15 protein-coding genes are annotated in these 14,657 nt (G+C 74.2%); 7 read left to right on the plus strand and 8 right to left on the minus strand.

Annotated elements, in window-relative coordinates:
- Positions 1 to 43: 43 nt before the first annotated feature.
- Positions 44 to 946, minus strand: a complete 903-nt coding sequence (locus GA0070603_RS06555) for an AurF N-oxygenase family protein (protein WP_091308642.1) — start codon at positions 944 to 946, stop codon at positions 44 to 46.
- Positions 947 to 993: 47 nt separating this feature from the next.
- Between GA0070603_RS06555 and GA0070603_RS06560 the strand changes: the two genes are divergently transcribed.
- The 4 genes from GA0070603_RS06560 to GA0070603_RS06575 all read left to right on the plus strand — a co-directional run bounded on the left by GA0070603_RS06560 (position 994) and on the right by GA0070603_RS06575 (position 3,539).
- Complete coding sequence (locus tag GA0070603_RS06560; protein WP_091308645.1) at positions 994 to 1,710, plus strand: TetR family transcriptional regulator; 717 nt, start codon at positions 994 to 996, stop codon at positions 1,708 to 1,710.
- On the plus strand, positions 1,707 to 1,982 hold the full coding sequence (locus tag GA0070603_RS06565; protein WP_091308649.1) for a DUF4873 domain-containing protein: 276 nt from the start codon (positions 1,707 to 1,709) through the stop codon (positions 1,980 to 1,982). The genes GA0070603_RS06560 and GA0070603_RS06565 overlap by 4 nt, the downstream gene beginning before the upstream one ends.
- 41 nt (positions 1,983 to 2,023) lie before the next feature.
- Positions 2,024 to 2,659 (plus strand): ElyC/SanA/YdcF family protein, encoded by a 636-nt coding sequence (locus GA0070603_RS06570; protein ID WP_091308652.1) that lies wholly within the window; start codon positions 2,024 to 2,026, stop codon positions 2,657 to 2,659.
- 121 nt (positions 2,660 to 2,780) lie between these two features.
- Positions 2,781 to 3,539, plus strand: a complete 759-nt coding sequence (locus tag GA0070603_RS06575; protein WP_091308656.1) for a glycosyltransferase family 2 protein — start codon at positions 2,781 to 2,783, stop codon at positions 3,537 to 3,539.
- On the opposite strand, the gene GA0070603_RS06580 is transcribed toward GA0070603_RS06575, so the two are convergent.
- The 4 genes from GA0070603_RS06580 to GA0070603_RS06595 all read right to left on the minus strand — a co-directional run bounded on the left by GA0070603_RS06580 (position 3,499) and on the right by GA0070603_RS06595 (position 8,647).
- Positions 3,499 to 4,272, minus strand: coding sequence for an SDR family oxidoreductase (locus GA0070603_RS06580; protein ID WP_091308659.1), 774 nt, complete (start codon positions 4,270 to 4,272; stop codon positions 3,499 to 3,501). The genes GA0070603_RS06575 and GA0070603_RS06580 overlap by 41 nt on opposite strands.
- A gap of 4 nt (positions 4,273 to 4,276) precedes the next feature.
- A complete protein-coding gene (locus GA0070603_RS06585; RefSeq protein ID WP_091265774.1) occupies positions 4,277 to 4,399 on the minus strand; it encodes a 50S ribosomal protein L36 in 123 nt (40 codons plus the stop codon).
- 110 nt (positions 4,400 to 4,509) lie between these two features.
- Positions 4,510 to 7,095 (minus strand): discoidin domain-containing protein, encoded by a 2,586-nt coding sequence (locus GA0070603_RS06590; RefSeq protein WP_091308663.1) that lies wholly within the window; start codon positions 7,093 to 7,095, stop codon positions 4,510 to 4,512.
- A 217-nt stretch (positions 7,096 to 7,312) separates the two neighbouring features.
- Positions 7,313 to 8,647 carry an extracellular catalytic domain type 1 short-chain-length polyhydroxyalkanoate depolymerase gene (locus tag GA0070603_RS06595; RefSeq protein WP_091308667.1) on the minus strand — a complete coding sequence of 445 codons (1,335 nt, stop codon included), beginning with the start codon at positions 8,645 to 8,647 and terminating at the stop codon, positions 7,313 to 7,315.
- 233 nt (positions 8,648 to 8,880) lie between these two features.
- On the opposite strand from GA0070603_RS06595, the gene GA0070603_RS06600 reads away from it, so the two are divergent.
- Positions 8,881 to 9,438 carry a GNAT family N-acetyltransferase gene (locus GA0070603_RS06600; protein ID WP_091308670.1) on the plus strand — a complete coding sequence of 186 codons (558 nt, stop codon included), beginning with the start codon at positions 8,881 to 8,883 and terminating at the stop codon, positions 9,436 to 9,438.
- Between the two features lie 24 nt (positions 9,439 to 9,462).
- On the opposite strand, the gene GA0070603_RS06605 is transcribed toward GA0070603_RS06600, so the two are convergent.
- Positions 9,463 to 10,446 carry an NAD(P)-dependent alcohol dehydrogenase gene (locus GA0070603_RS06605; RefSeq protein ID WP_091308674.1) on the minus strand — a complete coding sequence of 328 codons (984 nt, stop codon included), beginning with the start codon at positions 10,444 to 10,446 and terminating at the stop codon, positions 9,463 to 9,465.
- A gap of 102 nt (positions 10,447 to 10,548) precedes the next feature.
- On the opposite strand from GA0070603_RS06605, the gene GA0070603_RS06610 reads away from it, so the two are divergent.
- Positions 10,549 to 11,265, plus strand: a complete 717-nt coding sequence (locus tag GA0070603_RS06610; RefSeq protein WP_091308677.1) for a TetR/AcrR family transcriptional regulator — start codon at positions 10,549 to 10,551, stop codon at positions 11,263 to 11,265.
- Between the two features lie 10 nt (positions 11,266 to 11,275).
- On the opposite strand, the gene GA0070603_RS06615 is transcribed toward GA0070603_RS06610, so the two are convergent.
- Positions 11,276 to 12,166: a winged helix-turn-helix transcriptional regulator gene (locus GA0070603_RS06615; protein WP_091308680.1), complete on the minus strand. Its 891-nt coding sequence runs from the start codon at positions 12,164 to 12,166 to the stop codon at positions 11,276 to 11,278.
- Positions 12,167 to 12,249: 83 nt separating this feature from the next.
- Here GA0070603_RS06615 and GA0070603_RS06620 point away from each other — a divergent pair, with 83 nt between their 5' ends.
- Positions 12,250 to 13,515, plus strand: coding sequence for an MFS transporter (locus GA0070603_RS06620; protein WP_091308684.1), 1,266 nt, complete (start codon positions 12,250 to 12,252; stop codon positions 13,513 to 13,515).
- Positions 13,516 to 13,530: 15 nt separating this feature from the next.
- On the opposite strand, the gene GA0070603_RS06625 is transcribed toward GA0070603_RS06620, so the two are convergent.
- Complete coding sequence (locus GA0070603_RS06625) at positions 13,531 to 14,604, minus strand: DUF4037 domain-containing protein (protein WP_091308688.1); 1,074 nt, start codon at positions 14,602 to 14,604, stop codon at positions 13,531 to 13,533.
- Positions 14,605 to 14,657 lie beyond the last annotated feature (53 nt).

The following is a 14,657-nucleotide window of genomic DNA, read 5'->3' on the forward strand; positions in this document are numbered from 1 at the left end:
CGGCGCGACCGGCGGCGGCCCTCCCCGGGCGGGCCGTCGCCGGTCAGTCCCCGATGAGGCCGGCGCGGCGCCAGAGTAGCCGCCCCGGCCCGGCGACCAGCCCCAGCTCGGTCAGGTGCTCGGCGATGCGCTGGGCGGACCAGCGCAGGGTGGCCCGCCAGTGCGGATTGGCCCGGGCCGCGGCCACCCCGGCCGCCGGCGGGATGCCGACCGCCGCGTACGCCCGCGGATTGACCAGGCGGCGGGTGATCGAGTACGCGGCCCGCCCGATCACCACCCGCGCGTAGGCCAGCTCCACCGGACCGGCGGCCTCGACCTGACGGGCCAGCTCGTCCCGGGCGAACCGCACGTGCCGGGCCTCCTCGACCACGTGGATCCGGGACACCATCCGGATCAGCGGCTGGATCGACTCGTCGGCCATGGCCTCCCGCTGGAACGCGTCGAGGATCTCCTCGGCGATGAGGATGGCCGCGTACATCCGCGGGCCGGTGGCGGTGGCCTTGAGCCAGCGCCCGAGCAGGTGGTCGAACGGGTCCGCCCGGTAGACCGGGCAGCCCATGGCCTCGATGAGCCGACCGAACATGATGGAGTGCCGGCACTCGTCCGCGACCTCGGTGAGCGCGTACTGGGCGTGCCGGCTGGTCGGGTCGGCGTCGTAGTAGTGCCGGATGAGCATCTGCATGAGGATCGTCTCGAACCACAGCCCCGCGCTCGCCGCGCTGGCCACCTCGTGCTTGGTCAGCTCGACCCGCTGCTCCTCGATCAGCCCCTCCCACAGCGGCGTGCCGTAGAGGCTGCTGCGCTGCGGCGGCATCCAGTACGCCCCGGGCACGTGGGGCGCCGACCAGTCGATGTCCACGACGGGGTCGTAGCTGGTGCGCACCGAGGCGGCAAGCAGGCGGGTGGCCACGGCCTCGCGCGGGAATCCGGTCGGCGTCCCCTCCATGACCCCTCCAGTTGACGTAACTTCGAGTAACTGTTACGAGTGGTAGCATGCGACGCACCTCCACCGATGTCAATGCCCCGGACTCCCCGCCGGAGCCGCCGACGCCCCGGCGCACGGGCCGGCGGGACCGCTGGGCCGACCACCGCGAACAGCGGCGGCAGGAGCTGATCGGGGCCGCCGTGCAGGCGCTGCTGCGGCACGGGCCGACTGTCGACATGGACCAGGTGGCCGCCACGGCCGGGGTCAGCAAGCCGGTGCTCTACCGCTACTTCGCCGACAAGGCGCAGCTCTGGCTGGCCGTCAGCGAGGTGGTGGCGGCCCGGGTCGTCGACACCATCGCCCCCGCCGTCGAACAGGTCCGCGAGGAACGGGCACTTGTCGAGGCGACCATCGACGCGTACCTGAGCGTCATCGAGTCCGAGCCGACGCTCTACCGGTTCCTGCTGCACGAGGCCGGGCATCCCGGGATCCAGCAGGTGGTGGCCGGCACCAGCCGGCAGGTGGCGACCGGGCTGGCCCGGGTGATCGGCGACCGGCTGCGCGCGCTCGGCCTCGACGCCGGTCCCGCCGAACCGTGGGCGTACGGCCTCGTCGGCTTCGTGCAGTCCGTCGGCGACTGGTGGGCAACCCACGGCCAGCCGATCCGCCGGGCCGCGCTCACCGAGTACCTGGCCACCCTGCTGTGGAGCGGCATCGAGGGCGTCCGGCGCGGCGCCGACCTGCCCCACGAACTGACCCGTGCGCACGAACGGATCGAGCGGTGAGCTGGCAGGGCACGGCGGAGATCGCCGGCGCCACGGTCCGGCTGCACGCCGGGGGCCGCTTTGAGCCGGTCGACGGGCGCTACCACTGGGCCGGGCGGATCGAGCCGGAGCCCCGGATGCTGCGCCTGCTCCGCTCCGGTCGGCGCGACGTCGAGGTCCGGGTCGGCGAGCGGGTCGTCCGGGGCCGGCTCGCCGAGGCCGACCCATGGGGCGGGGTACGCATCACCGGCGTCGGCGAGCCGCCCTGGCCGCCCGACGCGGACGAGGACTGACCGCCGGCCGACCCGGCGCGGACCGGCGTAGCGTGGGTCGGGTGACGCCGACCGCCACCGTGCTGCTGGTCTTCGGCCGCGGGGTGGTCGCGGGCGACGACGGCTACCGGCTCACCGCCGAGAGCGCCGCCCGGGTCCGGGCCGCGGTCGAGTACGTCCACGCACACGCCACCGAGTTCCGACGGGCCGCCGGGGCGCGCGTGGTGTTCACCGGCGGCTGGCCGCACGGACCCGCCGGGGCGGCCGGCCCGCCGGCCGGGTCCCGGGAGGGCGAACTCATGCTGGCCCTGGCCCGCGCCGCCGGCCTCGACGGGTACGCCCGGCTGCACGCGGAGACCCGGTCCCGCACCACCCTCCAGAACCTCGCGCACACCGTCCAGGACGGACTGCTCGCCGGGCCGGTCTACACCCCGGCCCGGCCGCTCGGGCTGGTCTCCCACCCGTGGCACCTGCCCCGGATCCGGTTCCTCGCCGGCAAGGTGCTCGGCCTCACCGGCGCCACGCTGCTGGACGTGCCGGTGGCCGGCCCCGACCCGGTGCCCGCCCGGCGCGAGCGGGCCGCCCGGGCGGCCAGCCGTCTCTGCTACCTCGGCCTGCGCACGCCGGAGACGCTGCTGCGCCGGGAACGCCACCTGGCCAGGTCGGCGGAACGCCTGGCCGCGCTGTTCCGCCGCTGACCACGATGGATCCTCCACCGCTGACCGGGTGGATTCGCCGGCCGCCGGCACGGGTAAGGACGGACCTCGATCGGCCCCGGTGAGCGGGGCCGGCGGGCGACGGGTCATCCCGGGAGGTTCCATGATCGTGCTGGTGCCGGTGTACCGACCCGGGGACCGCCTGCCGCGGCTCGTCGACGACCTCACCACGGCGCTGCCCGCGGCGCACGTGCTGATCGTCGACGACGGCAGCGGCCCGACCGCGGCCGGCGTGCTCGCGGCGGCCCGCGACCGCGGGGCCACCGTGCTGCGGCGCCGGGTCAACCGGGGCAAGGGTGTGGTGCTGAAGACCGGGTTCCGGTACGTCTCGCGCCACCACCCGGGGCGCGACGTGGTGTGCGTGGACGCCGACGGGCAGCACCTGATCCCGGACGTCGTCCGGGTCGCCGACCGGATGCGCGAGACCGGCGCGCTGACGCTGGGCGTCCGCCGGTTCGACGGTGAGGTGCCGCTGCGCAGCCGGTTCGGCAACGTGCTGACCCGGGCCGCGTTCCACCTCGCCACCGGTCGTCGAGTCCAGGACACCCAGACCGGGCTGCGAGCGTACCCGGCCGGGCTGCTCGGCTGGCTCCGGACCGTGCCGGGCGAGCGGTTCGAGTACGAGATGAACGTGCTGCTGCACGCCTCCCGGGCCGGCCGCCCGATCGAGCAGGTTCCCATCGTCACCCACTACCAGGGCGGCTCGTCGCACTTCTCCTCGCTGGCCGACTCGGCGCGGATCTACGGGCCACTGGTCCGGTTCGCCGCCGCCCGGCTGCTCGCGCCGGGGCGGGACTCCGGCGACCCCGCGCCGGCGGAGGTCACGTCGTCGCGTCCCACACCTGCGACTCGAACTCCCTGAGCTGCCCCCGGATCTCCTCTGGGTACGCCGTCCGGAAGGGGTGCCGGTCGGCCGGGATCACCCGGACCATCTCGTCGACCATCTCCGCCGGGTCGCGCTGGTGCTCCAGGTAGTCGTCGAAGTCGGGCCGGTCCAGCAGGGCGGTCGAGGAGTCCCACCACTGGAACATCGCCTCGACGCCGGTGTCGTTGTACCCGGTCCGGTAGGGGCCGGGGTTGACGACGGCGACCCGGACGCCGCGCGGCTCCAGCTCGCCCTTCATGGCCCACGCGAGGGCCTCGATGGCGTGCTTCGTGGCGGCGTAGGCGCCGACCCACGGCCGGGTCCGGATGCCGACCGCGGAGGACACCCAGACGACCTTGCCCGCACCCCGCTCCAGCATCGGCGGCACCAGGTCCTGCACGAGGTGCAGGTGCCCGAAGACGTTCACCTCGAAGGAGCGGCGGACCCGGTCCATCGGGATCTCCACCACCGACCCCGCCTCCTGGACGCCCGCGTTGAGCACCAGGACGTCCACCCGGTGGCGCCGGGCGTACGCGCGGTCGGCCGGGTCGGTGACGTCGAGCTTGATCGCGTCGAGGCGCACCCCGGCCCGCTCGGCCTCGGCGCGCAGCTCGCGTACCTGGGGCCAGATCTCGGCGCCCGCGACGACGTGGTGGCCGGCGCGGGCCAGCCCGAGCGCGGCGCCCCGGCCGAGCCCGCTGCCGGCCCCGGTGATCAGGATGTCGGCCACCCGGTCAGCCCTGCCGGGCCTTCTGCCGGGGATCCGCCTTGTTGAGCACGAAGACCTTGCCCCGGCGGCGTACCACGATCGAGTTGGCCTTGCGCTTCAGCGCGCGCAGGGAGCTTCGGACCTTCATCCCGCACCTCCGTTCCCGGTGGTTCCCCCGTTCGGGGTCGCGTACCCGCCGGGGCCGCTGTCATGCGCGGGAGCCGGGGGCGGCGGGTTCCCCCGCCGCCCCCGGTCCGGTCAGGGGTAGCTGACCAGGTTCACCGGCACGGTGTCCGTGCCCTGCGCGGTGCCTCCGGTGTCGTTGATGACGTGGGTGATCGATCCGTTGCCGCCCAGCGAGACGGTGAGCAGGCTGTGGAACTTCACGCCGGACTTGATGGGCGCTTCGAAGCTGTGGTACGCGGCGATCGTCGGGTCGACGTTGAAGTAGCAGTAGCTGCCCATCCCCCAGCCCTCGAACGTGCTGACCGCGTCGGCGACCTTCACGGCGGCGTAACCGACCCGCGAGCCGTTCATCCAGGCCGACGCGCTCGGCGGGTCGTACGGCAGCTCGTTCTGGAAGAAGATGATGCGCCCGTTGTTGCCGTTCCAGATCACCTCGTGCTTCTGGTAGTGCTCGACGAACAGGCCGAGCCCGGTGACGTTGTTGCCGTTGACGATGAGGCCGGTGTCGGCGGTGTTCACGGTCCAGCCGATGCCGGTGCCGTGGTCGCCGCGCCACGCCCAGATGTGGTCGATGAGGGCGTCGTTCTGGTTGACGACCAGGCTGGTGGTGGCCTTGCCCGCGCCGGCGCCGCCGATGCGGAAGAAGACGTCCTGGATGGAGGTCGGGTTGGCGGCGTGGCTCGCGGTCGAGCCGGCCGTGCCGACCTGGAGCAGCACCGGCGAGTTGGTCGGGCCGGCGTCGAAGAGCAGACCGGCCAGCCGGACGCCGTCGACGTCGGCGACCGTCATGGGGGTGACCCCGTTCTGCGGGATCAGCGTCGGGTAGCCGATGCCGAGCACCACGGTGCCCGGGCGGGTGACCGTGATGGTCTGGCTGACCGGGTAGATGCCGGGGGTGAAGAGCAGGTTTAGGCCCTGGGCCAGGGCCGCGTTGATGGTGGCGGCGGAGTCGCCCGGCTTGGCGACGTAGAACTGGCTCAGCGGCACCGAGGTGCCGGGCGTGGCGCCGCCCAGCCAGGACGCGCCGCTGGCGTTGGTGCGGGTGGACGGGACGAAGACCTGGTAGGTGCCGCTGCCGTCGAGGTAGAGGTAGGGGATGTCGCGGCTGACCGGCGTCTGCGCCAGGGTGGTGTACGCCGGGTTGGGGAAGCTGGTGGCCGGCGCGCCGACCACACCCGAGTTGGTCACGTTCCACACGGCGTTGAGGTAGCCGCCGACGTTGCTGTCCCGGGTGTACCACTGCTGCTGCGAGTACGGCTGGACGACGCCGGTGACCCGGCTGTCGGCGATGTAGCCGCCGCTGGCCCAGCCGTAGCCGTTGGGGGCCAGGTTGAGGTCGCCCTGGATGTCCATGCGGCGGAACGGCGCGGCCTGCGAGACGGCCCACCGGGTGAACCCGGCCGACGGGAAGACCTGCATGTTGGACGCCGAGCGCCAGAAGTTCTGGGTGGCGTTGCCGTTGAACCAGCCGGCGTCGACCGTGACATCGCCGTGGATGCGGACGTCGCCGGGATTCCGGCCGAGCCCCATGATCGAGGTGTAGAAGCCGATCTGGGCGTTGATGCCGGAGTAGTCGCCCGGCTTGAACATGAGGGCGTACCGCTGGGTGCCGAACTGGTTCGACTCCTGGGTGCGGAAGACCGCGTCGAGCTGGCTCTGGATGCTGGCGCTCGACATCGACGGGTCGAAGGTGAGCACGTTCGGGCCGAGCGACCCGCCGCCCGGGATGGTGCCGCCGCCGGTGGTGTTCACGGTGAGCTCCCAGAGCGAGTATCCCCAGCCGGTGGCCCGGGTGGTGCCGTACATCCGAAGGTAGCGTCCGGAGCCGCTGACGGTGAGGGTGTCGGTCCCGCCGTCGCCGGTGGTGGTGGCGTACACGGTGGTCCAGGCGGCGCCGTCGGTAGAGGTCTGGATCTGGTACGCGCGGCCGTAGGCGGCCTCCCAGTTCAGCACGACCCGGCAGAGGGTACGGACGCTGCCGAGGTCGACCTGGAGCCACTGCGGGTCGCTCGCGGCGCTGGCCCAGCGGGTGCTCGTGCTGCCGTCCACCGCCGCCGCGGCGGGGGTGCCGGCGTTCTCGGTGGACGAGGCGGTGGCGGGCCGGCCCTGTGCCGCGTTGGTCGCGGTGTCGCAGCCGGTGCCGCCGCCGGTGCTGCCGTAGACCTGGAACTCCCACAGCGAGTAGCCGTACGCGGTGGCCCGGGCGGTCCCGGTCATCCGCACGTAGCGGCCGGTGCCGCTGACCGTGAGGTCGTCGGTGCCCCCGTCACCGGCCGCGGTGCTGAAGACGGTGGTCCAGGTGGTGCCGTCCGTGGAGGTCTGGACCTGGTAGGACCGGGCGTACGCGGCCTCCCACACCAGGGTGACCCGGGAGACGGTGGCCGTGGCGCCCAGGTCGACCTGGATCCACTGGGGATCGGTGAACGCGCTGGACCAGCGGGTGCCGGTGTCCCCGTCGGTGGCGTTGCCGGCCGGGGTGCCGGCGTTCTCCACCGAGGAGGCGGTGGTGGGCCGGCCCTGCGAGATCAGCGGGTCGGCCGCCCGGACCGGGGACGGCGGGGCCACCAGCGCCACCGTGGCGAGCAGCGTGGCGAGCACGGCGAGCAGCCGGCGCAGTGGCGGGCGGGGTGGACTGAGGTGCGGCGGGACGGGTGACATGGGCGTCTCCGGGGGCGGGGGTGGTGGGGAACGGGACGGCGGACGGGTTTCCGGCGTGTTGCGGTCACCCGCCCGTTCCCGCTGGACCCTTCCTCCGGGAAGTGGCGCATGTCAATTCTTCGAACCCTTGCGCGAGGCTTTTTTCGCGTCTTGTGAAAAGTCCGGAACTAAGCGCGGGAGCGGCCGCCGGGGTGGGCCCGGCGGCCGCCGCTCGGCGTCAGGCGACCGCGCAGGCGGTGCCGTTGAGGGTGAAGGAGGTGGGCTTGCCGGTGTTACCGGTGTGCGTGGCCTGGAAGCCGATGTCCACCGAGCCGTTCGGCGCGATGGTCCCGTTGTAGGAGACGTTGCGGGCGGTCACCGCCCCGCTGGTCGGTGCGTACGTGGCGTTCCAGCCGTTGGTGACCGTCTGACCGGCGGGCAGGGTGAAGGCGAGGCTCCAGCCGTTGACCGCCGTGGCGGCGGTGTTGGTGATCGTGACGGACGCGGTCAGCCCGGTGTTCCACGCGTTCACCGCGTACGCCACGCGACACCCGCCCGACGGCGGCGGCGTGCTCGGCGGCGGCGTGGTGGGCGGCGGCGTCGTGGGCGGGGCGCTGGTCGGCGGCGGGCTCGTGGGCGGCGTGCTGGTGTCCAGGCCGAAGAACCGCACCGCCTGGGCCGCGTCGACCGGCAGGTTGTGCGAGACGCCCTGCATGCTGATCGCCTCGACCGTGGCGGTGCCACCGGTGCCGCCGTACCGGGTCCGGGTGTAGCCGGACTGCGGGCTGTCGGTGTACGCCGGCGTCTGGCTCAGCCCGTTGACGTTCGTCCACTGCTTGATCTCTTCGGTGAAGTTCGGGTAGCGCAGGGTCTCGTCGTTGGTCCCGTGCCAGAGCTGCATCCGGGGCCGCCGCCCGCTGTATCCCGGGTAGGCGTTGCGGACCAGGTCACCCCACTGCTGCGGGGTCTTCACGACCTGGCCGTTGGCGCACTCGCTGTTCCACTCCGACCCGTTGGTGGTGGCGAAGCAGCCGAAGGGCACGCCGGCGAACGCCGCGCCCGCGCTGAACACGTCGGGGTAGTCCCCGAGCAGCACGTTTGTCATCATGGCGCCGGACGAGACGCCGGTGGCGAAGATGCGGTCGGCGTCGACGGGGTAGCGCTGCCGCACGTAGTCCACCATCGACTTGATGCCCACCGGGTCGCTGCCGCCGTCGCGGCGCAGCGCCTGCGGCGAGGAGACGTCGAAGCACTGGCTGCTCCGGGTCACCGACGGGTAGACGACGAGGTAGCCGTACCGGTCGGCCAGCGCGGCGAACTGGGTGCCGGAGTACATGGCCGGCCCGGAGCCGGTGCAGTAGTGGTTGACCACGAGCAGCCCGGGCCGCGCCGCGACGGTGTTCGGGACGTACAGGTACATGCGCAGGTTGCTCGGGTTGGCGCCGAAGTTCGTCACCTCGGTCAGCGCGGCCGCGGCGGCGGGGCCGGGGGCGGTGAGCGCGGCCAGGGCGGCCAGCCCGGCGGCGACCACGGCGGCGCCGAGCAGCCGGAATCTTCTCCTTCTGGGCAGCATGGCATCTCCTCAGGTGGTGGGGACGCCGCGCAGGGCAGGCGCGCCCGCGGCGTGCTCGCCGGCGAGGCGCCTACGACGGCGGCCCGGACCCTCGGAGACGAGATAGACGACCGCGAATCAACGCGGTCCGAAGGGGAGTCTAGGTCGCGACCGCGGGGCCGACAACAAGTTCCGGAAACGCTCGGACCGCGGCTAGAGTGCATAACAAACGTTCGGTACGCACCTGGAGCGCCATGTTTTCCCTTCCCCTCACCGACCGCGCCGCCCTGCACCCGCTCGCCCCGTGGCAGGCGGCCGAGTTCGCCGACTTCGTCGCACGCACCCGCACCCACCTCGCGCCCTGGCTCCCCTGGGCGCACACCGTCACCGACACCGACACGGCCCGCGCCTTCCTCCAGCGCTACGCCGACGCCCAGGCCCGCGACGCCGGCTTCATCTACGGCATCCGGCTGGACGGGACGCTCGTCGGGGGCACCCTGTTCCGCACCTTCGACCCGACGGCCGGGGTGTGTGAGATCGGCGTGTGGCTCGCGCCGGAGGCCGAGGGGCACGGCCTGGTGACCCGGGCCGCCCAGCGGATGATCGACTGGGCGCTCGGCGAGCGTGGCCTGGCCCGGGTGGAATGGCGGACCGTCCCGCACAACGCCCGCAGCCAGGCGGTGGCGCGGCGGCTGGGCATGACCCGGGACGGCGTCCTGCGCGCCGCGTTCCCGTTCCTCGGCGAGCGGCTGGACATCGAGGTCTGGTCGCTGCTGGCCACCGAGTGGCGTCCGGCCGGCGCCCGGGAGTAGCGGGCGGGAGTCCGCGTGGGCGGGTCAGACGGTGATGACGACCTTCGCCCGCGCGTGCTCACCTTCGAGGTACCGGATGGCCCGGGGCACCTCGTGGAGCGGGTAGGTCCGGTCGATGACCGGGGTGAGGCGGCCCGCCTCGGCATGGGCGCGGAGCGTGTCGAGGTGGTGCCGGCCGGGCGCCGTCGCGAGCGTGACGATGCGGTGCCGGACGAAGGGCGCCAGCAGCCGGCCGCGCGCGATGAGCCAGACCGGCCCGACGAGGCTGCCGCCGCGGTACACGCCACCGCCGGAGAGGACCAGCGTCCCGGTCGGGGTCAGCGCCCGCCGGAGCGCGGTGAGCGAGCGGTTGCCGACCAGGTCGAGCACGACGTCGTGACGGCCGGCGTCGCGGGTGAAGTCGTGGCGGGTGTAGTCGACGACGTGGTCGGCGCCGAGGGAGCGGACCAGATCCACGTTGCGGGTGCTGCACACCCCGGTCACTGTCGCGCCGAGCACCGTGGCCAGTTGGACCGCGAGGGTGCCGACGCCGCCGGAGGCGCCGTTGACCAGCACCCGCTGACCGGGCCGCACCCGCCCGGCGTCCCGCAGGCCCAGGAGCGCCGTGACGCCGGCCAGCGGCAGTGCGGCGGCCTGCTGCGGCGTCAGGTTCGCCGGCTGCGCGGCGACCAGGGTCTCGGGCACGCACACGTACTCGGCGAACGCGCCGTTTGCCTCCCCGAGGTCGCCGAAGACGGCGTCGCCCGGACGTACCTGTCGCACGTGGGCTCCGACGGCCTCGACCCGGCCGGCGAAATCCCGGCCACGGATCCGCGCCCGGGGCCGCGACCGGCCCATCGCCAACCGCGCCAGCCGCGGGTCGCCGCGCATGGCGTGCCAGTCGTACGCGTTGAGCGCGGCGGCCTCCACCCGCACGAGCACCTCGTCGGCGGCGGGCACCGGGGTGTCCACCTCCGCGAGCGTCAGCGTGTCCGGCGGCCCGTACCGGTCCTGCACGATCGCCCTCATCTTCCCCTCCTCAGGTGTACGGCGTACACCTGACGGTAGGTGTACGCCGTACACCCGTCAAGGGCGTTATGGTTCCTACGCCGCCGGAAGACGAGGATCGACATGGCTGAGCAGGCAGAGACGCTGCGCCGGACGCCGCTGAGCAGGGACCGGATCCTGCGCGCCGCCATCGCGCTCGCCGACCTGGCCGGGATCGAGTCCCTCAGCATGCGCAACCTCGCCCAGGACCTGGGCGTCGTGCCGATGGCCCTCTACAAGCACGTGGCCAACAAGGACGAGCTGCTCGACGGCATGATCGACGTGGTCGTCGGCGAGATCGACCCGCCGGTGCCCGACCCCGACTGGAAGCAGGCGGTCCGCCGACGCATCCTCTCGGCGCGGGAGGTGCTGCGGCGCCACCCGTGGGCGCCGCTCGCCATCGAGTCGCGGAACATGGCGACACCGGCCATCCTGGCCTACCTCGACTCGATGGTCGCGACGTTCCGCGCCGGCGGGCTCTCCACCGACCTCGCGCACCACGTGATGCACGCGATGGGCAGCCGGATCCTGGGCTTCAGCCAGGAACTGTTCGACGCCTCCCGGAGCGCCGGCCGGTCCGGCACGACCAACCCGGACCCGCCGGCGGCCTTCCCGCCGGAGGCCGCGGCCCGGTTCCCGCACCTCGCGGAGATCGCCACGGCGGCGTCCCACGACGACGAGTCGGTCGTCGGGCCGGGCTGTGACGACCGGTTCGAGTTCGAGTTCGCCCTGGACCTGCTGCTGGACGGCATCGAACGGCTGCAACGGCAGGGCTGGACCTCGTCCGGCCGGCCCCGCTGAGGCGGGACGCCTAGACGCCCTCGGCTGCGGTTCGGCGGCGCACCTCGGCGAGCATCTCGTCGACCGAGCCGGCCGGGTCGGTGACCGGGAACTGCACGGCCCGCACCACCGCCTCCGGGTCGAGCAGCAGGGTGAGCCGCTTGAGCCGGGTCACGCCGCCGGCCCGGAAGGTCGGGAGCAGCAGGCCGGCGGCGAGCCGACCGTCCTCGTCGGAGAGCAGCGGGTACGGCAACCGGGCGTGCGCCGCGAAGGCGGCGAGCTGGTCCGGACGCTGGGTGCTCACGCCCCGCACCTCGGCCCCGGCCGACTGGAACAGCGGGTGCCGGTCGGCGTACGTGCGCGATTCGAGCGTGCACCCGACGGCGCCCGGGATGTCCCCCCAACTCGGCGGCAGGGCCGGGGCGCCCGGCGCGAACGCGCCCGGGAACAGGTAGAGCACCGTCCACCGCCCGGGCGACGCCGGTGACTCCGTGCCGCCGTCGTGCCGGGCCAGGCTCATCGGGGGTACGCGCCGGCCGACGAGCCGGTGCACCCGGCGCGCCTCGGCGGAGTCCGCGTCCGCGGTCGCGGTCAGCCCGCCGTCGCCCATCACGTGCCGGGTGCCCCAGTCCTGGAGGGCGACCAGCACCGGCAGCAGGGCCTCCCCTTTTCCGGTGAGCAGGTAGTCGTGGCGGGGCGGGTGCGCCGAGTAGGGCTCGCGGCGCAGCACGCCGTGCTCGACCAGCCCGGTGAGCCGCTCGGTGAGCGCCCGCCGGCTCACGCCCAGCTCGCGTTGCAACCCGTCGAAGCGTGTGGTGCCGCCGGCGACCTCGCGCACGATCAGCACCGTCCACCAGTCGCCCAGCACGCCGAGCGCCTGCGCGATGCCGCAGTCGGCGTCGCCGAGGTCCGCCCGTCTCACATCCCACCTCCCGCTCGACCCGGAGCCTCGACTATAGTCCGTTTCAAATTGGAACTCACTGGCTCGGATCGGGGGTTGGCGGCATGTCCGTCGAGCAGGGGGCCGGGGTGTTCTGGCGCTGGTGGGCCGCCGGCACCACCAGCTCGGTGGGGTCGGCGGTCGGCGCCGTCGCGTTGCCGCTCACCGCGCTGACCGTGCTGGACGCGTCGGCATTCGAGATGGGCCTGGTGGCCGCCGCGAGCTACGTCGCCTGGCTGGTGATCGGGCTGCCCGCCGGCGTGATCGTCCAGCGGCTGCCGCTGCGCGGCGCGCAGGTCGGCGCCGACCTGGCCCGGGCCGTCGCCGTGGCCTCCGTGCCGCTCGCCTGGTGGTGGGACCGGCTCACCGTGGCCCAACTGGTCGTCGTGGCGCTGGTGGTCAGCTTCGCCAACGTGCTGTTCGACGTCGCCAACTCCACCTTCCTGCCGGCCATCGTCGGCCGCGACCAACTGCACGCCCGCAACAGCCTCACCTCGGCCACCCACGCCGCCACCCAGCTCACCGGCCCGTCCCTGGGCGGCCTGGCGGTGCAGGCCCTCGGCGCCGTGCCGGCCGTGCTCGTCGACGCGGCCAGCTACCTGGTCTCCGCGGCGCTGCTCACGTCGCTGCCGGCCCGCCGGGTCGACGCCCCGGACCGCTGGCCCCCGGTCCGCGCCATGATCGGCGAGGGCTGGCGGTACGTCACCCGCCACCCGGTGATGGGACCGACCATGTGGACGGCCACCGCGGTGAACTTCGTCTGCGGGGCGCAGCTCGCCGTCTACCCGCTCTACCTGGTCCGCGAGCTGCACGCCCCGGCCGCGCTGGTCGGCGTGCTGCTCGCGGTCGAGGGGGTCGGCTCACTGGTCGGCGCGGCGCTCACCCCGTGGATCACCGGACGGTGGGGCACCGCCCGGTCGCTGCTGGTCGCCTGCGTGGTCGCGGTCGGCGGCGCGTTCCTCGTGCCGGTGGGCGCCGGCTGGCCGGCGTACCTCGCGTTCGCGGCCGGCAACGTGGCCTTCGCCGGCGGCGTGGTGGTGCTCAGCGTGACCACCCGCACCTACCGGCAGACCGCGAGCCCGCCCGACCTGCTCTCCCGGGTGATGGCCACCGTCCGGTTCGTCTCCTGGGGCGCCATCCCGGTCGGCGGGCTGCTCGCCGGGGCGCTCGCCGGGCTGGCCGGCGCCCGGGTCACCCTGTTCTGCTTCGCCGCGGCCACCGTGCTGGCTCCCCTGGCCCTGCTGCTGTCCCCCGTACGCCGCCTGCGCGACCTGACCGACCTGCGGGCCGACGGGCCGGCCGACCGGGAGGTCCTCGCAGCGGCCGGGTGACTCCCGCCCCGGCGCTCAGTCGGGCAGGACGGCCGCGGCGACCCGGCGGGCCCGCGCCGGGCGGGTGAGCACGTCGACGTTGTCGAGGTACTGGTCGACCGCGCCGACCGGTGGGCGGTCGCGCAGCACCGGGTCCGTGATCGCGGCGCGCAGCGCGGTGGTGAACCGCTCCGCCCGCAGGACCAGGAACGGGCGGTCGTGGAACGGCCGGGCGGCCGGGTCGACCGGCTCGGCCAGGCCGGTGTCGTTGGTCCAGGCCGCCACCGTCTCCAGCGCCCGGACCAGCCCGGCCTGCCGCCGGGGCCAGCCGTCCGGGCCGAGGGCGGTGGTCAGCCCGTCCACCACCGGCGCCGCGACCGGCAGCGCGGCGAAGACCGTGCCGAGCCATTTGGCGTACGGGGGCCAGCGGCGGTGCACCAGCAGGCCCAGGCGCATCAGGTCACGGGCCAGCGTGGCGGTCACGACCCGGCTGCCCAGCTCGTCGCCGACCTCGGCGCAGCGGCCGGCCAGGTGCTCGACCTGGCCGACCCGCTGCCACCCGGCGGCCAGCACGTGCCGCCAGACGTCGTCCGGATACCAGGCCAGCCGGGCCCGCACGGCGGTGAGCGCCCCGTCCAGCCCGTCGTGGAAGACCGCCCCGCCGGTCAACTCGGCGAGCCGCTGGGTGGGCGCGGCCAGCCAGTCCGCCGTCGTCATCCCGGCCTGCGGGTCACCGCCCAGCCGGTCCCGCAGCCACGCGCCCAGCTCGTCGACGCTCACCCCGTGCCGCTCGCCGTCGGCGCGGGCCACGCCGAGTCGGACCGTCGGGCCGCCGGTGAACCGGGTCGGCCAGCCGAGGAACTCGGTCGGCAGCTCCGCGTCGAGGACCGCCCGCACCGGCGCCACCTCGGCCGCGTCGGCGACGAAGAGCTGGGTGCGCGGCCCCCAGTCGTGGTCGGTCGACCGGGGCGTGTCCAGGCCGAGCAGCTCCGAGCCGCCGTCGAGCAGCCCCGCGGCGTAGCGCAGGCGGGGCAGCCGGCGGGCCAGCAGCGGGGCGACCACCTCGTCGTGGAACCGGTGCGCCAGGGTCAGGCCGGGTACGAACGTCACCCCGCCAGTCTGCGCACCGCACGCCTGTCGCGCGCCCCGGTTTCCGGCCGACG

Origin of the sequence: Micromonospora chersina, from assembly GCF_900091475.1 — a bacterium.
GTDB classification, from domain to species: domain Bacteria; phylum Actinomycetota; class Actinomycetes; order Mycobacteriales; family Micromonosporaceae; genus Micromonospora; species Micromonospora chersina.